This is a genomic window from Burkholderia sp. AU45251 (assembly GCF_030482905.1).
In the GTDB taxonomy this organism is placed as follows: domain Bacteria; phylum Pseudomonadota; class Gammaproteobacteria; order Burkholderiales; family Burkholderiaceae; genus Burkholderia; species Burkholderia aenigmatica.
The window spans coordinates 52,127-70,822 of the sequence record NZ_JAUJQH010000017.1; the positions used below are offsets into that span (position 1 = coordinate 52,127).

The following is an 18,696-nucleotide window of genomic DNA, read 5'->3' on the forward strand; positions in this document are numbered from 1 at the left end:
GCGCTCAGCGCCGCACGACCTTGCGACGCTGCGCGCTGATGCCCGCGAAGTCGGGCAGCGTGTCGACGCGCTTGCCTACCGCCTTCGCGTACAGCGGCATGAGATCCGGCAGGCGGTTCAGCAGATCCTGGCGGCGGGCGGTGCTGTACGGATGCGTGTAGATGAAGCCCGTCGCCTTGTTCCCTCGGGTCGCGACCGCGAGCTTGTCCCACAGCGTGATCGCCGCGCGCGGATCGAAGCCCGCGCGTGCGGCGATGTCGCCGCCGATCACGTCGGCTTCGGTCTCGTCGGTCGCGTTGTAGTGGAGCGTCTGCAGGCGTTCGCCGATATTCAGTGCCTGCGGCAGCGGATCGCCGACGCCGAACAGCGGCGGCAGCGCGGCCGCGCGCAGCGACGTCTGCGAGGTCTCGCTGAAGTTGCTGCGCGCGTGTTCGCGCAGCGCGTGCGCGATGCCGTGCGCGAGCAGCACGCCGAGCTCGTCGTCGTTCAGGCGGACGCGGTCGAGCATGCCGCCGTAGACGAGCACCTTGCCGCCCGGCAGGCAGGTCAGCCGGATGTCGCGCGAGCGGATCGCGTTGACGTCCCACACCCAGTTTTTCACGCGGTCGTTCCACTTCACCGAATACGGCGCGAGCTTCGCGACGATCGCGCGCAAGCGCTTCACGCGCGGCTGGTTCGCGGGCAGCAGGCGATTGCTGTCGGCGGCCGCCTGCACGATCTGCGCGTATTCGTTCGCGGTGAGCTGCTCGAGCAGCGACGACGGGATCAGCGTGCGGAAGGCAATGGCGTTGCCGTAGCGGACCTGCTGCGGCGTCTGCGCATAAGCCTTCGCCGATGCGGCGGCGCCGGTCGGCTGAGCGGGTTCGGCGGCGGCTGCCTGGGCGGGGGCGGCGGGAGTCGAAGTGGCCGGCGGTGAAGCCGGAGCAACGGCCGGCGTGGCGGTGGCGGCGGGCGCGCCGGTGTCGGCCGCATGGGCGAACCCCGCGGCGAGCGCCGCGGCACCGACGCTCAACGAAGCCGCAACGCGCGCGAGGCGGTGCAGGCCGTTACTGCGCACGGCTGGCCTCGCCGTTGCGTGCGGCACCGTTCCACGGCGCGATCTTGAACAGCAGCAGCATGCCGGGAATCGCGAGCGCGGTGCACACGATGAAGTAGTCGAACCAGCCGATCTTCGCGACGATGAAGCCGCTCGCGGCCGATGCGAGCGTGCGCGGCACCGACGCGAGGCTCGTGAACAGCGCGAACTGCGTGGCCGTATAGCGCGGGTCGGTCGTGCTCGCGATGTACGCGACGAACGCAGCCATCGTCAGGCCGGTGGTGAACGTTTCGACGCCGTAGACGAGCGCGAGCGCAACGGTCATCGGGCTGAATTGCGGCGTGACGGCGATGCCGAACACCGACAGCACCGACGCGATCGCGTGGCTCGTCGACACGGTGAAATCGTAGAGCACCGCGAGCACGGGCGAACCGGGGCCGAGCTGCGCGAGCCACGCGAAGCCGAGCGTCGACACCATCTGCAGCGCGCCGAAGATCCACAGCCCGCGGCCGATGCCGATCTTCACGAGCCAGACGCCGCCGATGATGCCGCCGGCGACGCTCGCGACGAGCGCGGTGGTTTTCGCGACGATGCCGATCTCGGTGCGCGAGAAGCCGATGTCGAGGAAGAACGACGTCGACAGCGTGGTGGCCATCGTGTCGCCGATCTTGAACAGGAAGATGAATGCGATGACGAGCAGCGCGCCGGCCCAGCCGTCGCGCTGGATGAATTCGCGGAACGGCAGCACGATCGCGTCGCGCAGGTTGCGCGGCGGTGCGCCGATTACTTCGGGCTCGCGCACGACGAGCGTCATCAGGATGCCTGGCAGCATGAACGCGCCGGTCATCGCGAACACGACGTCCCAGGGCAGGTGGTCGGACAGGATCAGCGCGAGCGAGCCGGGGATCAGCGCAGCGAGCTTGTACGCGTTCACGTGTATCGCGTTGCCGAGGCCCTGCTCGGTGTCGCGCAGCAACTCGCGGCGATAGGCGTCGATCACGATGTCGGCGCTCGCGCCGAAGAACGCGACGAGCGTGGTGAGCGCGGCGACCGTCCAGATCGAGTCGCGCGGCGACACGAAGCCGAGCGCGGCGATCGCGCCCGCGACCAGCAGTTGCGTGAGCAGCAGCCAGCCGCGCCGGCGGCCCGGCCGCCAGCCGGGCAGGCGCGGGACGTAGCGGTCCATCAGCGGCGCCCACAGGAACTTCCACGTGTACGGGAACTGGATCAGCGCGAACAGGCCGATTTCCTTCAGGTTCACGCCCTCGGAGCGCAGCCATGCCTGCACGAGGTAGACGAGCGTGAAGAGGGGCAGACCGGACGTGAAGCCGAGGAACACGCAGATCAGCATGTGCGTGTTCAGATAGGCTCGCCAGCCGGGGTGATCCTCGTGAGCGGTGAGTGCGGGCGCCTCGTGTGGCGTTTTCGACATGGACTGGAACTGGGTAGCGTTGACTGATTGCGGCGGCAGCGCAGGCGGCGGCGCGAGCGGCGCAGGGGCACGGCCACACGTGCGTGCCGGCCGTCTGCGTTTGTCAACGGCCCCCCGGCTCAGCTGCGCTTGACGCGATAGACAGCAAGACTACCACGCCAGTTCGCTCCCCATCGAATCGGTTGGCCTTCGTGCAGCACCACGCGGTCGAGGATCGTCACGCCGACTTCGGGCGCGAGCGCCTCGAAATCCTCGATCGTCAGCACCCGGACGTTCGGCGTGTTGTGCCACTGGTAAGGCAGCGACTTCGACACCGGCATCCTGCCGTTCAGCACCGACAGCCGGTGCGGCCAGTAGCCGAAGTTCGGGAACGACACGATGCATTCGCGCCCGACCCGCGCGGTTTCGCGCAGGATCGCGGCGGTCTGGTGAATCGTCTGCAAAGTCTGCGACAGGATCGCGATGTCGAAGCTGTGATCCTCGAACAGGCGCAGGCCGTCTTCGAGGTTCTGCTGGATCACGTTGATGCCGTTCTTCGTGCTGGCGAGCACGCCGGCGTCGTTCAGTTCGATCCCGTAGCCGGTGACGTCCAGTTCTTCCATCAGCAGCGACAGCAGCGAGCCGTCGCCGCAACCGAGGTCGAGCACCGTCGAGCGCGGTTCGACCCAGCGCGCGATCGTGCGGAAGTCCGCGCGCGCGGACAGGGAGTTCAGCGCTTGCTGGTTCATGCACCCACCTCGTTGGCGATTCGTTCGTAATACGCACGGATCAGGTTGTGATAGCGCGCGTCGTCGAGCAGGAACGCATCGTGACCGTGCGGCGCATCGATTTCCGCGTAGCTGACCGTGCGCTTGTTGTCGAGCAGCGCCTTCACGATCTCGCGCGAGCGGGCCGGCGCGAAGCGCCAGTCGGTCGAGAAGCTCGCGATCAGGTATTTCGCCTGCGTGCGCGCGAGCGCGGCCGTCAGGTTGCCGTCGAACGCCTTCGCCGGGTCGAAGTAGTCGAGCGCACGCGTGATCAGCAGGTAGGTGTTCGCGTCGAAGTAGTCGGCGAACTTGTCGCCCTGGTAGCGCAGGTACGACTCAACCTCGAATTCGACGTCGAAGCTGAAGTTGTACGCGTCGAGCGCGCCGTCGGCGCGGCGCAGCGCACGGCCGAATTTCTCGGCCATGTCGTCGTCGGACAGGTACGTGATGTGGCCGATCATCCGCGCGACGCGCAGGCCGCGCTTCGGCTTCACGCCGTGCGCGTAGTAGTCGCCGCCGTGGAAATCGGGATCGGACAGGATCGCCGAGCGCGCGACCTCGTTGAACGCGATGTTCTGCGCGGACAGCTTCGGCGTCGACGCGATGTCGATGCAGTGCGCGACGCGCTCCGGATACATCAGGCTCCACGCGAGCGCCTGCATCCCGCCGAGGCTGCCGCCCATCACCGCGGCGAAGCGCTCGATGCCGAACGCGTCGGCGACGCGCGCCTGCGCGTGCACCCAGTCCTCGACGGTGACGACCGGAAAGCGCGCACCGTACGGCTTGCCGGTCGACGGGTCGATGCTCATCGGGCCGGTCGAGCCGAAGCACGAGCCGAAGTTGTTCACGCCGATCACGAAGAAGCGGTTGGTGTCGAGCGGCTTGCCCGGTCCGACCATGTTGTCCCACCAGCCGGTGCTGCGCGGATCGTCCGCATAGACGCCGGCGACGTGGTGCGACGCGTTGAGCGCGTGGCAGACGAGCACCGCGTTCGAGCGCGCGGCGTTGAGTTCGCCGTACGTCTCGACGACGAGCTGATAGTTGCCGATCACGCTGCCGCTTTGCAAGCGCAGCGGTTCGGCGAAGTGCATGGTCTGTGGAGCGACGATGCCGATCGATTCCATTCGTTCCGCCTTATGACTGGGCGGCTAAATGGTGTCGGCGATGCGCGGAGTCGGGGATGCGCGGCTGACGACCTCTTTAGCCGCATTTGTAGTGAACCGCCGGGACAAGGACGAATCAAGGCCCTGGCTGGTTCGCGCGCCCGCAATCGAGTCAGCAAATCGGCGCGTTTCTGGCTGCCGCCCGAGGCGGCGGCAGTCGGCAAAGTATAGCGGAAATTGCGGAGCGGGGATTCGGGCGCGCGGGCGGGGCGTCGCGCCGGCGTCATTTCACTGCAGGATCAGCCGCAAATGCGCGTCGGCCTGCTCGCCCGGCGGTTTCTGGAACCCGCCCTTCGCGAAGCGGTGCCACCGGCCGATCACGTAGCTGACGAGCAGGCTCGCGCGGGCGGCCGGATCGTAGTCGGCGGGCAGCACGAACGGCGGTGTGCCGTCCTGCGGCGCGTTCGCCTCGGTGCGCGCGACGCGCAGGCATTGCTTGACGGTCGCCTCGATGCGGTCGAGCAGCTGGTTCACGCGCTCGGTCAGCCGCTCGTCCTCGCCGACCAGCGCCTCGCCGGTCAGCACGCGCGTCATGCCCGGATTCTTCGCGGCGAAGTTGAGCATCGTCAGCGCGATCGTGCGCGCCTGCAGCACGCCGTTCGGCTCTTTCGCGACGATCTGGTTGACGAGCCCGAGCAGCGCCTGCTCGATGAATTCGATCAGCCCCTCGTACATCTTGGCTTTGCTGGTGAAGTGCCGGTACAGCGCGGCTTCCGATACATCGAGCCGGGCCGCAAGCGCGGCGGTCGTGATTTTCTCGGGTTTGGGTGCCTCGAGCATCGCGGCGAGCGTCTGCAGGATCATCACGCGGCGCTCGCCCGGCTTCGGGCGTGCTCGGGTGGGTGTGGCCTGGCTTTCCGTTACGGCTTGGTCCTGCGGGTAAGTCGGCTGCATTTTTGTCGCCCCGATCGAGTGCCCAGTCGCAGCGATTTTAACGAACGAATGCGCTGGTCGACATAGTGCGGGCGCCCGGTGTTCGGCAGATGGCCGGGCAGGTGTCCGGTGATCCATACCGTGCCGATGCCGAGGCGCTTGTAGCGCTTCAGGTGGCCGCGCGTATCTTCGACGAGGATCGCGTCGGCCAGGCGCGCGTGCGCGGCGCGCAGCGTCCGGCGCAGCATCGTGTGATCGGGCTTCGCGCGCCACGTGCGGCGGTCGCGCATGTGCTCGATCGCGATCACGCGCTCGAACAGCCGCTCGATGCGCAGCTCGCGCAGCACCGCGCGCGCGTAGTTCTCCGGCGCGTTGGTCAGCACGAACTTGCGCCCGGGGAGCGCGGCGACGATGCGCGCCAGCCCGCGTTCGGCGCGCAGCATCGCGGGCAGGTCGGAAAACGTATGGACCGCGCGCAGGAAGTCGTGCGGGTCGATCGGATGATGGCGCGTGAGGCCGAGGAGCGCGGCGCCGTAGCGCTCGGTGTAACCGTTGCGCAGGCGGTCGGCTTCGGCGCGCTCGACCTGCAGCGCGTCGATGATGTACTGCGTCATCGCGCGGTTGATCTCGGGAAAGATCGCGTGCGATGCGTGGTGAAGGGTGTTGTCGAGATCGAACAGCCACACCGGCGCACCGGCGCGGGGCCGGCTGCGCGACACGCGCCGGCGCCGCAGCGGGGCCGGCAAGTCGGGTGTGGCGGTCTTGCTGCGTGGTCTCAATGCGAGCGGATCATCGTACCGAACGGCTGCTCGGTCAGGATTTCCAGCAGCACCGAGTGCTCGATCCGGCCGTCGACGATGTGCACCGACTTCACGCCGCTCTTCGCGGCGTCGAGCGCCGACGAGATCTTCGGCAGCATGCCGCCGGAGATCGTGCCGTCTTCGAACAGCGCGTCGATCTCGCGCGCGGACAGGTCGGTCAGCAGGTTGCCGTCCTTGTCCATCACGCCCGGGATGTTGGTCATCATCAACAGCTTCTCGGCGTTCAGCACGGTGGCGAGCTTGCCCGCGACGAGGTCGGCGTTGATGTTGTACGACAGGCCATCCTCACCGAAGCCGATCGGCGAGATCACCGGGATGAATGCGTCGTCCTGCAGCGCCTTCACGACCGCCGGGTTGATCGCCTCGACTTCGCCGACCTGGCCGATGTCGATGTACTGGCCCGGGTTGTCGCGGTCCGGCATCAGCAGCTTGCGTGCGTGGATCAGGCCGCCGTCCTTGCCCGTCAGGCCCACCGCGTGGCCGCCGAAGTGGTTGATCAGCATCACGATGTCCTGCTGCACTTCGCCGCCGAGCACCCATTCGACGACTTCCATCGTCTCTTCGTCGGTGACACGCATGCCCTGGATGAAGGTACCGGCCTTGCCGATCTTCTTCAGCGCGTGATCGATCTGCGGACCGCCGCCGTGGACGATCACCGGATTGATACCGACCAGCTTCAGCAGGATCACGTCGCGCGCGAAGCCTTGTTTGAGCCGCTCTTCCGTCATCGCGTTGCCGCCGTATTTGATGACCACGGTCTTGCCGTGGTAACGGCGGATGTACGGCAGCGCCTCGGCGAGGATTTCTGCTTTCAGCGTGGGGGCGATCTGCGAGAGGTCGATGGGCTCGGACATGGCGGCGGCTCTGGCTGGGAACGGTTGAAACACGGCGAATTGTACAGGAGTGGCGCAGCGCAGCATCGGGTTTTTGGGCGGGCCGGAACACCGGCGGCGCAGCTCGCGCACCGCGCGCGGCGGCCCGCCGGCTATGGCGCGGCGCGATGCGGGCAGTGGGCGCGGGCGGCGGCGGCGGGGTGGTTCGCGAGCGTTCGCGATGGCCATCGGCCGCGTGGCCGGCGTGCAAAATCCGTTCGCCGCGCTATGCTTGTCGCGTAGGGCGGCTTCACGCCCGCTTCCGCGCTTGAGCCATGACCGATTCCGTCGCCGACGCCCGTTCCGCCCCGCGCCGCGCGCGCTGCCCGCACTGCGGGCGCAGCTTCGACTGCGGCGCCCGCACGCAGCCGTTCGAATGCTGGTGCGCGTCGATGCCGGTATTGCCCGGCGGCCCGCCGCCCGCGGCCGGCGCGCGCTGCCGATGCCCCGAGTGCCTGGCCGACGAGATCGCGCAGCGGATGGCCGGCGCGGCCGGCTGACGGCGCCGGGCGCGCACGCGGAGCGTCCCGGTCACCGCGCTCCGATCCGGCCCCGCTAGAGGCGTCGCCCGCTAAACGGGTAAACTGCTCGGATGCAACGAATCACCACCACCGGGCGCGTCAACCTCAGTCACCTGTTCTGGCTTCGCAATCTCGCGATCATCGGCCAGCTCGTGACGATCGGCGTCGTGCAGACCTATTTCGGCGTGCATCTGCCGTTGCCGGCGATGCTGATGGTCATCGCGCTCGAAATCGTTTTCAACGGGCTGACCTGGGTGCGCGTGCTGCGCGCGCGGCCCGAGACCAATTTCGAGCTGCTTGGCCAGCTGTGGGTCGACCTCGGTGCGCTGTCCGCGCTGCTGTTCCTGTCGGGCGGCACGACCAATCCGTTCGTGTCGCTGTACCTGCCTTCGCTCGCGATCGCGGCGGCCGTGCTGCCGTGGCACCTGATGATCTGGCTCGCGGCGTTCGCGGTCGCGTGCTACGCGGCACTCGGTTTCGACTCGGTGCCGCTCAACATGGACAATCCCGCGAACCTGTTCGACTACTACCGTACCGGGATGTGGGCGAACTTCATGGTCAGCGTCGGGCTGATCGCCTGGTTCGTCGCGCGCATGTCGAATGCGCTGCGCCAGCGCGATGCGGCGCTCGGCGAAGCGCAGCAGCACCTGCTGCGCGACGAGCGGGCGGTCGCGCTCGGCGTGCAGGCCGCCACCGTCGCGCACGAGATGGGCACGCCGCTGTCGACGATCGCGATGCTCGCGGAAGAGCTGCGCGACGCGGCGCGCGACGATCCGGGGCTGGCCCGCTACGAGGCCGACCTGAAGGTGCTCGAGGAGCAGATGTCGCTCTGCACGTCGGCGCTCGCGCGCCTGCGCAGCCGTGCGAGCGCGCCCGCGAGCCGCCAGCCGGTGGACGACTGGCTCGACACGTTCGTCGAGCACTGGCGCCTGCGGCATCCGCATGTGCAGTTCGAGCTGCTCGGCGCGCGTCCGGCGGGCGTCGCGCTCGACGACACGGTCGCGGCCGGCCAGATCCTGACGATCCTGCTCGACAACGCCGCGCGCGCGAGCCCGCAGCGCGTGACGCTGGCCGCGAAGGTCGCGCACGCCGGCACGGCCGACGAGATCGAATTCGAGGTATGCGACGACGGGCCCGGCATTCCGGCCGCGCTGCGCGAATCGCTCGGCGCGATGCCGGTCGACAGCACGCAGGGCGGGCACGGGGTCGGCCTGTATCTCGCGTTCAGCGCAGCCGCGCGGCTCGGCGGCGAGATCGAACTGTCCGACGTCGTGCCGCGCACGGCGGGCGGCAACGGGCGGGCCGGCAGTGCGGCGAACAGTCACGCCGCGGCAGGCTCGGGACAACGCGCGGGCCAGCGCCTGGCCGAACGGACAACCGGCACGCCGGGCCCGGCCGGCACGATCGCCGCGCGCGGCACGCGGGCCGTGCTGCGCCTGCCGGTCGTGCGCGTCGCGGTGCCGGCCGCCTCAACCAACACGTAGACGGAGAAACCACATGAGCGAGAACAATTTCCTGGTGATCGACGACAACGAGGTGTTCGCGGGCACGCTCGCGCGCGGCCTCGAGCGTCGCGGGTACGCGGTCCAGCAGGCGCACGACAAGGAGGCGGCGCTCCGGCTCGCCGCGGGCAGCAAGTTCCAGTTCATTACCGTCGACCTGCATCTCGGCGAGGATTCGGGCCTGAGCCTGATCGCGCCGCTGTGCGACCTGCAGCCCGATGCGCGGATCCTGGTGCTGACCGGCTACGCGAGCATCGCGACTGCCGTGCAGGCGGTGAAGGAAGGCGCCGACAACTATCTCGCGAAGCCCGCGAACGTCGAGTCGATCCTGGCCGCGCTGCAGACCAACGCGACCGAAGTGCAGGCCGACGAAGCGCTCGAGAATCCGGTCGTGCTGTCGGTCGACCGGCTCGAATGGGAGCACATCCAGCGCGTGCTGGCCGAGAACAACAACAATATTTCGGCGACGGCACGCGCGCTGAACATGCACCGCCGCACGCTGCAGCGCAAGCTCGCGAAGAAGCCGGTACGGCAGTAAGCGGGGGGCGCGTCAGCCGGGCGAGCTTGACGCTCGCGACAGGCAGGCGACGAGCTCGCGTTTCAGCAGGAGCGTGATGAGCGCCGAGTAGACGACGTTCGCGAGAAATGGTGCGGACCCGCCGATCAGGATGGCGCTCGCCATCGGCCATGCCTTTGCCGATACGCAATTCGCGATGAACTGGAGGCCGATGCTGAACGCCACGCTGGCGAGTGCGATACCCGCCAGCGTGCCCAGCCACGCGAGCGCAAACGCGACGTTGTAGCGCCGCAGCGACTCCCGCCTGATCCGGCGCAAGAGCGACAGGATGTCGGCGCGCGTGAGCGCGAGCAGTGCCGGCACGAATCGGCCGGCGATGGACGGGTAGATGGTCATTTAAATGCGGTGACGAATGCGTCTGCTTGTAGTCTGAGGAATCCAGATTATAGGGACGCACCAGCGCGCCTGCCATCAGCCGCGTTCCAGGAGCACGCACGTGCGCCGCGTCGCATCGCCATGAAAAAACGGGCGACCCCGTCAGGGGCCGCCCGTTTTTCGTCCGACGCCGTGCGCGTTACAGCACGTAGCGCGACAGGTCTTCGTCCTGCGACACTTCGCCGAGCGCGCGATCGACATACGTCGCGTCGATCGTCACGCGTTCGCCCGCATGGTTGCCGGCCGAGAACGACACTTCCTCGAGCAGTTTCTCGATCACCGTGTACAGCCGGCGCGCACCGATGTTCTCGGTCTTCTCGTTGACCGCATAGGCAATTTCCGCGAGACGCCGGATGCCGTCCTCGGCGAATTCGAGCTGCACGTCTTCGGTCGCGAGCAGCGCCTGGTACTGCTTCACGAGGCTCGCGTCGGTCGCAACAAGGATCGCTTCGAAATCGTTCACCGACAGCGAGTCGAGCTCGACGCGGATCGGGAAGCGGCCCTGCAGTTCGGGAATCAGGTCGCTCGGCTTCGCGAGATGAAACGCGCCGCTTGCGATGAACAGGATGTGATCGGTCTTCACCATCCCGTACTTCGTGTTGACCGTCGTGCCTTCGACGAGCGGCAGCAGGTCGCGCTGCACGCCCTGGCGCGACACTTCGCCGCCGCTGCCTTCGTTGTTGCGCGACGTGATCTTGTCGATCTCGTCGAGGAACACGATGCCGTTCTGCTCGACGTTCTGCACGGCCTTCGTCTTCACTTCCTCTTCGTTGAGCATCTTCGCCGCTTCCTCGTCGGTCAGCAGCTTCAGCGCTTCCTTGATCTTCACCTTGCGGCGCTGCTTCTTGCCGCTGCCGAGGTTCGAGAACATCGAGCGGATCTGCTCGGTCATCTCTTCCATCCCCGGCGGCGCCATGATGTCCATGCCGGCCGACGGCTGCTCGAGGTCGAGCTCGACTTCCTTGTCGTCGAGCTGGCCTTCGCGCAGGCGCTTGCGGAAGGTCTGGCGCGTCGCGTTGTTGTCGTCGTTCGCGTGCTCGGCGTTGCCGCCGAAGCCCACCGCGCGCGGTTGCGGCAGCAGGATGTCGAGGATGCGGTCTTCCGCCTGGTCGGTCGCCTTGCTGCGCACCTTGCGCATTTCGGTTTCGCGCGTCTGCTTGACCGAGATCTCGATCAGGTCGCGCACGATGCTGTCGACGTCGCGGCCGACGTAGCCGACTTCGGTGAACTTGGTCGCTTCGATCTTGATGAACGGCGCATCGGCGAGCTTCGCGAGGCGGCGCGCGATTTCGGTCTTGCCGACACCCGTCGGCCCGATCATCAGGATGTTCTTCGGCGTGATTTCCTGGCGCAGCGGGTCGGCGACCTGCTGGCGGCGCCAGCGATTGCGCAGCGCGACCGCGACGGCCTTCTTGGCCTTCGCCTGGCCGATGATGTGCTTGTCGAGTTCCGAGACGATCTCGGCAGGGGTCATGGTGCTCATGGTGCGGTCCTTACTCGATCGTTTCGATAATGCGGTTGTGGTTCGTGTAGATGCACATGTCGCCGGCGATCTCGAGCGACTTCTCGACGATCTCGCGCGGCGACAGCTCGGTGTTCTCCGCGAGCGCGCGGGCCGCGGCCTGCGCATAGGCACCGCCCGAGCCGATCGCGCAGATGCCGCCTTCGGGGTCGAGCACGTCGCCGTTGCCGGTGATCACCAGCGTGGTGGTGGCGTCGGCCGTGATCAGCATCGCCTCGAGGCGGCGCAGCATCCGGTCGGTGCGCCAGTCCTTCGCGAGCTCGACGGCCGCGCGGGTCAGGTTGCCCTGATGCTTCTCGAGCTTCGCCTCGAAGCGGTCGAGCAGCGAGAACGCATCGGCGGTGCCGCCCGCGAATCCGACCAGCACCTGGTTGTTGTAGATCCGCCGCACTTTCCGCGCGCCACCCTTCATGACGATGTTGCCGAGGGTTACCTGGCCGTCGCCGCCGAGCGCGACCTTGTCGCCGCGCCGGACCGAAACGATGGTCGTGCCGTGAAATTGCTCCATCTGCGTTCCTTGAGAAAAACGGGGAAGAGTCGGGGGCGCGAGGCGCCGCCGCGTAACTCGCAGTGCGCCGGGAAGCGGCCCGGCGCGCGTCCGTTTCATTTTAGGGCGGGCGCCGGGATATCAAGAGGCGGGAGGCAAATCGGCAGCCGGTGGGGAACCGTGCCGGAAAAACAAAAAGCGCGCGGCAGGCCGCGCGCTTTCGGGAAGCAGCGTGTCTGAGCGGAACGCCGCTCGATCAGTCGCCGAACAGCTTCTGGCGCAACTCGCGGCGCTCCTGCGCCTCGAGCGACAGCGTGGCGGTCGGACGTGCGAGCAGGCGCGGAATGCCGATCGGCTCGCCGGTTTCCTCGCACCAGCCGTAATCGCCGGAATCGATGCGGGCGAGCGACTGCTGAACCTTCTTGAGGAGCTTGCGTTCGCGATCGCGCGTACGCAGCTCGAGCGCGTGCTCTTCCTCGATCGTCGCGCGATCGGCGGGATCGGGCACGATCACCGTCTCGCGCAGGTTCTCGGTCGTCTGGCCTGCATTCTTGAGGATGTCCGCCTGCAACTGTTCGAGCCGATTTTTGAAGAAGGCGAGCTGATCCTCATTCATGTAATCCTTGTCGCTCATCTTCAGGATTTCGGCTTCGGTCAAGAGTTTCTTCGTCATCTGCTTGCTTCTTCAATGTGCGGCAAATCGATAGATATTGCCTGCACTTTGGGATTACCCGCAACCGCGCTTGCAATCATTTGCGATTTGCCGCCGCGGGGCCGAAAGCCTCTGGAAAACCGGTTCTCAAATACCAGGATAGGCCTGGCGCGGAGTTGCGCGCGCTGCGAACCGGTGTGCTGCGCGGCACATCGCATCGGCCGCGGCCGGGAGGCGGATGGGCGATCCGGCGCGGTTGCGATGCCCGGAAAACTGGTTCAGCAAGAACCGGGCCTATTTGTTGCCGTACTCCAGCGGGCACGTATTGTAACTGAATCGCAAGCGGGCGCCGTATCGGGTCGATCCCCGTCGGCTGCGCCAATATCTAGAAAATATAACGCGCAAATCGCGAAAAAGCGATGACGGCGAAACCCTGCCCGGAAAGGGCGCCTCGCGGCCGCCGCAGCCGCCCGCGAGGCGGCCGTGCGGGCGGGGGGGGCGACGGTTGCCCGTACGCGTCAGGCGAGGCAGGCGTCGAGGCCGTCGGTGATCAGGTCCTGCGGCAGGTCGACGCCGATGAACACCATCTTGTTGGTCTTCTTCTCGACCGGCAGCCACTTCGAGGCGAGGTCGCTGCCCATCATCTGGTGCACGCCCTGGAACACGACCTTGCGGTCGACGCCCTTCATGTACAGCACGCCCTTGTAGCGCAGCATCCGCTCGCCGTAGATCTGCAGGATGCCGCCGAGGAAGTCTTCCAGCTTGTTCGGGTCGAACGGGCGGTCGTTGCGGTACACGAACGACTTGATCTTGTCGTCGTGGTGCGCGTGGTGATGGTGGTGGCCATGGTCGTGATCGTGCGCGCATTGACCGTGATCGTGGTCGCAATGGGCGTGATCGTGATCATGGTCGTGATCGTGGTGATGGTGCGCGTGATCGTCTTCGGCCAGGAAGTCGGGGTCGATCTCGAGCTTCGCGTTCAGGTTGAAGCCGCGCAGGTCGAAGATTTCCTTGATGTCGGCTTCGCCGAAGTTCACGACCTTGATCGTGGCCTTCGGGTTCATGTGCATCAGGCGATGCTTGAGGCCGGCTACCGTTTGATCGTCGACCAGATCCGACTTCGTGATGAACAGGCGATCGGCGAAGCCGACCTGGCGCTGCACGACTTCGTGCTCGTCGAGCTGCGCGTTCGCGTGCTTCGCGTCGACCAGCGTGATGACCGCGTCGAGCAGGAAATCGTCGGCGATTTCGCTGTCGATGAAGAAGGTTTGCGCGACCGGGCCCGGGTTCGCGAGGCCGGTGGTTTCGATCACGATGCGGTCGAAGTCGAGCTTGCCTTCGCGCTTCTTCGCGGCGAGATCGCCGAGCGTGCGCGCGAGGTCGCCGCGGATCGTGCAGCAGATGCAGCCGTTGCTCATCTGGATGATCTGCTCGTTCGAATCCTGGATGAGGATTTCGTTGTCGATGTTCTCTTCGCCGAACTCGTTCTCGATCACGGCGATCTTCATGCCGTGCTGTTCGTTCAGGATGCGCTTGAGCAGCGTCGTCTTGCCGCTGCCGAGGAAGCCGGTAAGGATGGTGACGGGAGTGGCCATGTCAATCGCCTGTGGTTCGTGAATCGGGGTCAAAACCAGGATGTGCGTCGCGCCCGCGGCTTTGCCGGCCGGGGCGCACAATCATCCATTGAAACATACCTGTCAAGCCCTCGCCCGTCGTCCGAACGACAGGCGGGAGCGCGGATCCGCCGGGCGCAACGCGCGGCCGGCGGACGGTTACGCGCGTAGATCGGGGCGATCAGACGATTTGCAACAGCAGGCCCTTCAGATATTCACCTTCCGGGAAGGCCGCGAGCAGCGGGTGATCGACGCCCGCGCCGAGGCGTTTCAGGATGCGGGCGTCGACCTTTGCGTCGGCGGCCGCGCCCGCGACGATCTTCTGGAACAGGTCCATGTCGATCGCGCCCGAGCACGAGTACGTGAACAGCAGGCCGCCCGGACGCAGCAGCTTGAAGCCGCTCAGGTTGATGTCCTTGTATGCGCGGGCCGCGCGATCGACGCTGTCGCGGGTCGGTGCGAACTTCGGCGGATCGAGCACGATCAGGTCGAAACGCTCGCCTTCGTCGACGAGGCGGCGCAGCGTCTTGAATGCGTCGGCGTCGAGCCAGGTCGCGCGTTCGGCGTCGAAACCGTTGGCGACGACGTTCTGCTGCGCGAGCGCGAGCGCATCGCCCGACGAGTCGATCGACACGACGCGCTTCGCCCCGCCCTTGAGCGCCGCGAGCGAGAAGCCGCCCGTGTAGCAGAAGCAGTTCAGCACGTCGCGATCGGCCGCGTACTGCGCGACCAGCGCGCGGTTGTCGCGCTGGTCGACGTAGAAGCCCGTCTTGTGGCCGTTCGGCACGTCGACGTGATAGCGCACGCCGTTTTCGTTCGAGATCAGCGTCGCGGGCGGCGCATCGCCGGCCAGCACGCCGGTGGTTTGTTCGAGCCCTTCCTTGTCGCGGATCGACACGTCCGAGCGCTCGTAGACGTTCGGGCAGTCCGTGGCGCCGACCAGCGCCTTGACGATCGCGTCCTTCCACGCTTCGACGCCGGCCGCCATGAACTGGCAGACGAGCTGCCCGCGCGGGGCGGCGCCGGCTTCGGCGGTGTCCGCGACGTAATAGTCGACGATCAGGCCGGGCAGGCCGTCGGCTTCGCCGAACACGAGGCGCACCGCGCCCGTGTTCGACACCATCGTGTTGCGGTGCGCGACCGCGCGCTGCACGCGGCGCTTGAAGAACGCATGGTCGATCGGCTCGTTCTCGTCGAAGCTCCACACGCGCACGCGGATCTGCGACTGCGGGCTGTACGCGCCGCGCGCGAGGAAGCGGCCGTCGTGCGCGCGCACGATCACGGTCGCGCCGGGCGCGGGCTTGCCGTCGACGCGGTCGATCGCATTGGCGTAGATCCACGGATGGCGGCGCAGCAGCGATTTTTCCTTGGACGGCTTGAGGGTGACGGTTTGCATGATGAGATCGAAAGGGGCCGTGCGCGAAGCCGACCGTGGCCGGTCGCCGCGCGCGGCGGGTAACACGGGACGCGCGTCAGTCGCGCTTCTTCGCGCGCGGATGCGCGCTGTCGTAAATCTTCGCGAGATGCTGGAAGTCGAGCGACGTATAGACCTGCGTCGCGGAGACGCTCGCGTGGCCGAGCAGTTCCTGCACCGCGCGCAGGTCGCCGCTCGACTGCAGCACGTGCGTCGCGAACGAATGGCGCAGCACGTGCGGATGGACGTTGGCGGGGATGCCCGCGGTGAGCGCCGCGCGCTTCACGCGCTCGCGCACGACACCCGGCGACATCCGGTTGCCGCGCACGGACACGAACAGCGGATGCGGATCGTGCTTCACGAATTCGCCGCGCACCGCGAGCCATGCGTTCAGCGCGTCGATCGCCTTGCGGCCGACCGGTACCTTGCGCTCCTTGTTGCCCTTGCCGCGCACGGTGACTTCGGCTTCGGCGAGGTCGAGCCAGCCGGTCGAGCGGTAGCCGTCGGCCTGCGTGTACATGACGTCGAGCCCGATCAGCTCGGCGAGGCGCAGCCCGGACGAATAGAACAGCTCGAGGATCGCGTGATCGCGGATGCCTTCGGTCGTGCCGGCGAGCGGCGCGTCCATTAGCGCCGATGCGTCGTCGACCGACAGCGCCTTCGGCAAGGTCTTCGCGCGTTTCGGCGCGCGCACCGCGGCGACCGGGTTCGCGGGCATCTCGATGCGCTGCGCGAGCCAGCGGTAGAACGCGCGCCACGCGGACAGCCGGTGCGAGATCGACCGTGCCGACAGCCCGCCCGAATGTGCGCGGGCGACCGCGCCGCGCATGTCGGCGGCCGTCAGCGCTTCGAGCGGCCGGCCGTTCGCGAGCTTCTTCAGCTCGTCGAGTTCGTGCGTGTATCCGCGCAGCGTGTGTTCCGACAGCTGCCTGACGTGCTTCAGGTTCGACAGGTAGGCGGCAATCGGATCGTCGGTCATCGCGGGCGAAAGGATCAGTGCGGCAGCAGGCGCGTGAGCGCGGCGCTCGCGAGCGTCGCGATCTGCGCGAGGAAATCGGTGGCCATCCCGTCGTGGAAGCGGCGCGGGTCGGGCGAACCCAGCACGAGCAGGCCGAACGCGGGGGCGTCGGTGCCGGCGAGCGGCGCACGCAGCGCGAGCAGCGCGACCGATGCGGCCGAGCCGTCGCTGGCCGACGGCGCGGCTTCCGCGCCATCCGCCGCATTCGCGGCCGACGCGGCGACTGCGGGTGCGAGCCACTGCGCGGCTTCGAAGCCGGTGTTCGCGCCGCAGTACGGCGTCGACAGGCCGTTCGTGAACAGGCGCACTTCCTCGCCGACCTGGCGCGCGAACTCGGCCTGCGCGTAGGTGTCGGCGACGTCCCACACGCGCAGCGCGGTTTGCGGCACGTCGAACACGTCGGCGATGCCGTCGGCGATCGTGCGCGGCAGCGCGTACGGATCGCGTTCCGCAATCACGCGCGCGGTCCAGCGGCTGAACTTCGCGGACAGGCTGTCGTTCTCGTGGCCGTAGCGCACGAGTTCGGCGAGGCGGCGCTCGAGATGCTTGTTCTTGTCGCGCAGCATCTCCATCTGCCGCTCCTGCAGCGAGATCGCGGCCTTGCCGTGCGGGTTCGCGAGGCGGATCGTCGCGAGCAGTTCGGCGTGCTGCGCGAAGAATTCGGGATTGGCGAGCAGGTAGTCGGCGACTTCGCGATCGTTCATGTGGCTGGAGCGTTCAGTTATCAAGGACGTTGCAGGGTCAGGCGTGCAGGTCGATCTCGCCTTCGAACACGGTGGCGGCGGGCCCGGCCATCATCAGCGCGGCGGCTTCGTCGCGCGCGCCGTCCCAGCGGATCGTCAGCGTGCCGCCGTGCGTGTGCACGGTCACCGGCGAATCGAGCAGGCCGCGCCGGATGCCGGCCGCGACCGCCGCGCACGCGCCGGTGCCGCACGCGAGCGTCTCGCCCGCCGCGCGTTCGTACACGCGCAGCTTCACTTCGTCGCGCGACACGATCTGCATGAAGCCGACGTTCACGCGCTCCGGGAAGCGCGCGTGGTGCTCGATCAGCGGGCCTTCGTCGAGCACCGGATACGCTTCGGCATCGTCGACGACCTGCACCGCGTGCGGGTTGCCCATCGACACCGTCGAGATCCAGCGCGTCTGGCCGCCGACGTCGAGCGGCCACAGCGTGTCGCGGCCTTCGGTGCGGCCGTCGAGGCCCGCTGCGTCGAACGGCACCTGCGCGGGCGCGAACACGGGCGCACCCATGTCGACGACGACTTCGCCGTTGTCCTGCATCGTCAGCGTGATCAGGCCCTTCATCACCTGCACGCGCACGCTGCGCTTGTCGGTCAGGCCGCGGTCGCTGACGAACTTCACGAAGCAGCGTGCGCCGTTGCCGCAGTGTTCGACCTCGCCGCCGTCGCAATTGAAGATCCGGTACTTGAAATCCGCGCCGTCGACGGTCGGTTTTTCGACGAGCAGCAACTGGTCGGCGCCGATGCCGAAGTGGCGGTTGGCGAGCGCACGCACCTGCGCTTCGGTGAGCGGCGGCAATGCGCGCGAATAGCCGTCGAGCACGACGAAGTCGTTGCCCGCGCCGTGCATCTTGGTGAACGAGAGTTTCACTGGGTCCGGATTTCCATGGCGAACAAGGCGGTCAGCGCGGCGCGCGCGATGCCGCGCCATGCGGGGCGGCGTCGTTCGTCGTGCTGATCTCAACCGCAAATGATACATGCAGCCGACAGGGGCGTCCCGCGCGGGCGGGCGTTTCGCGTGGTCCGCTCGGGCGGCACCGGTCGAGCGGTCGAGCGGTCGACTGGTCGGAGACGCGAAGAGCGGACAAATTGGCGCGGTGTAGCGGGCACGGTCGCGGCGGAGGCGATGCCGGCGCGCAGTTCGGTGTGACGCGCGCCGCGCTGTCGCGGATCCTGCACGGCCATGCAGGTATCTCGCCGGAAATGGCGCTCCGGCTCGAAGCGTGGCTGGGGGAGGAAAACGGCGGGAGGGCGGATCTTTGGCTCGCGCAGCAGTCGGCCTACGATCTCTGGCAGGTGCGCACGCGCGGCGTGCCGTAGGTGGCGAGGGTG

19 protein-coding genes and 1 pseudogene are annotated in these 18,696 nt (G+C 67.5%); 4 read left to right on the forward strand and 16 right to left on the reverse strand.

What is annotated here, in order from left to right:
- Positions 1-4: 4 nt before the first annotated feature.
- The 7 genes from QZM67_RS27190 to argB form a co-directional block, all read right to left on the reverse strand.
- The gene (locus QZM67_RS27190; RefSeq protein WP_301808144.1) at positions 5-1,057 is read right to left on the reverse strand and encodes a M48 family metallopeptidase; all 1,053 of its coding nucleotides are present in this window, start codon (positions 1,055-1,057) and stop codon (positions 5-7) included.
- Positions 1,047-2,468 carry an AmpG family muropeptide MFS transporter gene (locus QZM67_RS27195; protein WP_301808145.1) on the reverse strand — a complete coding sequence of 474 codons (1,422 nt, stop codon included), beginning with the start codon at positions 2,466-2,468 and terminating at the stop codon, positions 1,047-1,049. Before QZM67_RS27195 ends, QZM67_RS27190 begins: the two co-directional genes overlap by 11 nt.
- 119 nt (positions 2,469-2,587) lie before the next feature.
- Entirely contained in the window at positions 2,588-3,196 is a 609-nt protein-coding gene (gene metW, locus QZM67_RS27200; RefSeq protein ID WP_043184718.1) for a methionine biosynthesis protein MetW, read from the reverse strand.
- A complete protein-coding gene (locus tag QZM67_RS27205; protein ID WP_301769727.1) occupies positions 3,193-4,338 on the reverse strand; it encodes a homoserine O-acetyltransferase in 1,146 nt (381 codons plus the stop codon). The genes metW and QZM67_RS27205 overlap by 4 nt, the downstream gene beginning before the upstream one ends.
- A 267-nt stretch (positions 4,339-4,605) precedes the next feature.
- Positions 4,606-5,271 (reverse strand): nucleoid occlusion factor SlmA, encoded by a 666-nt coding sequence (gene slmA, locus QZM67_RS27210; RefSeq protein WP_301808150.1) that lies wholly within the window; start codon positions 5,269-5,271, stop codon positions 4,606-4,608.
- Positions 5,238-6,029, reverse strand: a complete 792-nt coding sequence (locus QZM67_RS27215; protein WP_301769725.1) for a pyrimidine 5'-nucleotidase — start codon at positions 6,027-6,029, stop codon at positions 5,238-5,240. Before QZM67_RS27215 ends, slmA begins: the two co-directional genes overlap by 34 nt.
- Positions 6,026-6,925 (reverse strand): acetylglutamate kinase, encoded by a 900-nt coding sequence (argB, locus tag QZM67_RS27220; protein ID WP_006490510.1) that lies wholly within the window; start codon positions 6,923-6,925, stop codon positions 6,026-6,028. Before argB ends, QZM67_RS27215 begins: the two co-directional genes overlap by 4 nt.
- A gap of 293 nt (positions 6,926-7,218) precedes the next feature.
- On the opposite strand from argB, the gene QZM67_RS27225 reads away from it, so the two are divergent.
- From QZM67_RS27225 to QZM67_RS27235, 3 genes are all read left to right on the forward strand, one after another.
- Positions 7,219-7,443: a cysteine-rich CWC family protein gene (locus tag QZM67_RS27225; protein WP_301808154.1), complete on the forward strand. Its 225-nt coding sequence runs from the start codon at positions 7,219-7,221 to the stop codon at positions 7,441-7,443.
- Positions 7,444-7,535: 92 nt separating this feature from the next.
- A complete protein-coding gene (locus QZM67_RS27230; protein WP_301808157.1) occupies positions 7,536-8,948 on the forward strand; it encodes an ATP-binding protein in 1,413 nt (470 codons plus the stop codon).
- Between the two features lie 13 nt (positions 8,949-8,961).
- Complete coding sequence (locus QZM67_RS27235; RefSeq protein WP_043184707.1) at positions 8,962-9,504, forward strand: response regulator transcription factor; 543 nt, start codon at positions 8,962-8,964, stop codon at positions 9,502-9,504.
- A gap of 12 nt (positions 9,505-9,516) precedes the next feature.
- Here the strand turns inward: QZM67_RS27235 and QZM67_RS27240 are convergent, their stop codons facing one another.
- The 9 genes from QZM67_RS27240 to dapF form a co-directional block, all read right to left on the reverse strand.
- Positions 9,517-9,879 carry a hypothetical protein gene (locus tag QZM67_RS27240; RefSeq protein WP_301808163.1) on the reverse strand — a complete coding sequence of 121 codons (363 nt, stop codon included), beginning with the start codon at positions 9,877-9,879 and terminating at the stop codon, positions 9,517-9,519.
- Positions 9,880-10,057: 178 nt separating this feature from the next.
- Positions 10,058-11,401, reverse strand: coding sequence for an ATP-dependent protease ATPase subunit HslU (gene hslU / locus QZM67_RS27245; RefSeq protein ID WP_301808168.1), 1,344 nt, complete (start codon positions 11,399-11,401; stop codon positions 10,058-10,060).
- Between the two features lie 10 nt (positions 11,402-11,411).
- Positions 11,412-11,948, reverse strand: coding sequence for an ATP-dependent protease subunit HslV (hslV, locus tag QZM67_RS27250; protein WP_006760749.1), 537 nt, complete (start codon positions 11,946-11,948; stop codon positions 11,412-11,414).
- Positions 11,949-12,183: 235 nt separating this feature from the next.
- Positions 12,184-12,600 carry an RNA polymerase-binding protein DksA gene (gene dksA, locus QZM67_RS27255; protein ID WP_006477498.1) on the reverse strand — a complete coding sequence of 139 codons (417 nt, stop codon included), beginning with the start codon at positions 12,598-12,600 and terminating at the stop codon, positions 12,184-12,186.
- A 497-nt stretch (positions 12,601-13,097) separates the two neighbouring features.
- Positions 13,098-14,174: a GTP-binding protein gene (locus QZM67_RS27260; RefSeq protein WP_175026289.1), complete on the reverse strand. Its 1,077-nt coding sequence runs from the start codon at positions 14,172-14,174 to the stop codon at positions 13,098-13,100.
- Positions 14,175-14,373: 199 nt separating this feature from the next.
- The gene (locus QZM67_RS27265) at positions 14,374-15,588 is read right to left on the reverse strand and encodes a class I SAM-dependent rRNA methyltransferase (RefSeq protein WP_043184703.1); all 1,215 of its coding nucleotides are present in this window, start codon (positions 15,586-15,588) and stop codon (positions 14,374-14,376) included.
- Positions 15,589-15,664: 76 nt separating this feature from the next.
- Positions 15,665-16,585, reverse strand: a complete 921-nt coding sequence (gene xerC, locus QZM67_RS27270; protein ID WP_043184702.1) for a tyrosine recombinase XerC — start codon at positions 16,583-16,585, stop codon at positions 15,665-15,667.
- Positions 16,586-16,599: 14 nt separating this feature from the next.
- Entirely contained in the window at positions 16,600-17,328 is a 729-nt protein-coding gene (locus QZM67_RS27275) for a DUF484 family protein (protein WP_301808177.1), read from the reverse strand.
- 37 nt (positions 17,329-17,365) lie between these two features.
- Positions 17,366-18,235, reverse strand: coding sequence for a diaminopimelate epimerase (gene dapF / locus QZM67_RS27280; RefSeq protein WP_043184700.1), 870 nt, complete (start codon positions 18,233-18,235; stop codon positions 17,366-17,368).
- Between the two features lie 254 nt (positions 18,236-18,489).
- On the opposite strand from dapF, the pseudogene QZM67_RS27285 reads away from it, so the two are divergent.
- Positions 18,490-18,684 (forward strand): annotated as a pseudogene (locus QZM67_RS27285) (HigA family addiction module antitoxin); the annotation flags it as partial.
- Between the last annotated feature and the right edge of the window lie 12 nt (positions 18,685-18,696).

Coding starts and splice junctions, on each gene's coding strand:
- QZM67_RS27195 (WP_301808145.1), bottom strand. CDS start 2,468: ATGTCGAAAACGCCACACGAGGCGCCCGCACTCACCGCTCACGAGGAT.
- metW (WP_043184718.1), bottom strand. CDS start 3,196: ATGAACCAGCAAGCGCTGAACTCCCTGTCCGCGCGCGCGGACTTCCGC.
- QZM67_RS27205 (WP_301769727.1), bottom strand. CDS start 4,338: ATGGAATCGATCGGCATCGTCGCTCCACAGACCATGCACTTCGCCGAA.
- slmA (WP_301808150.1), bottom strand. CDS start 5,271: ATGCAGCCGACTTACCCGCAGGACCAAGCCGTAACGGAAAGCCAGGCC.
- argB (WP_006490510.1), bottom strand. CDS start 6,925: ATGTCCGAGCCCATCGACCTCTCGCAGATCGCCCCCACGCTGAAAGCA.
- QZM67_RS27225 (WP_301808154.1), top strand. CDS start 7,219: ATGACCGATTCCGTCGCCGACGCCCGTTCCGCCCCGCGCCGCGCGCGC.
- QZM67_RS27230 (WP_301808157.1), top strand. CDS start 7,536: ATGCAACGAATCACCACCACCGGGCGCGTCAACCTCAGTCACCTGTTC.
- QZM67_RS27235 (WP_043184707.1), top strand. CDS start 8,962: ATGAGCGAGAACAATTTCCTGGTGATCGACGACAACGAGGTGTTCGCG.
- QZM67_RS27240 (WP_301808163.1), bottom strand. CDS start 9,879: ATGACCATCTACCCGTCCATCGCCGGCCGATTCGTGCCGGCACTGCTC.
- hslU (WP_301808168.1), bottom strand. CDS start 11,401: ATGAGCACCATGACCCCTGCCGAGATCGTCTCGGAACTCGACAAGCAC.
- hslV (WP_006760749.1), bottom strand. CDS start 11,948: ATGGAGCAATTTCACGGCACGACCATCGTTTCGGTCCGGCGCGGCGAC.
- dksA (WP_006477498.1), bottom strand. CDS start 12,600: ATGACGAAGAAACTCTTGACCGAAGCCGAAATCCTGAAGATGAGCGAC.
- QZM67_RS27260 (WP_175026289.1), bottom strand. CDS start 14,174: ATGGCCACTCCCGTCACCATCCTTACCGGCTTCCTCGGCAGCGGCAAG.
- QZM67_RS27265 (WP_043184703.1), bottom strand. CDS start 15,588: ATGCAAACCGTCACCCTCAAGCCGTCCAAGGAAAAATCGCTGCTGCGC.
- xerC (WP_043184702.1), bottom strand. CDS start 16,585: ATGACCGACGATCCGATTGCCGCCTACCTGTCGAACCTGAAGCACGTC.
- QZM67_RS27275 (WP_301808177.1), bottom strand. CDS start 17,328: ATGAACGATCGCGAAGTCGCCGACTACCTGCTCGCCAATCCCGAATTC.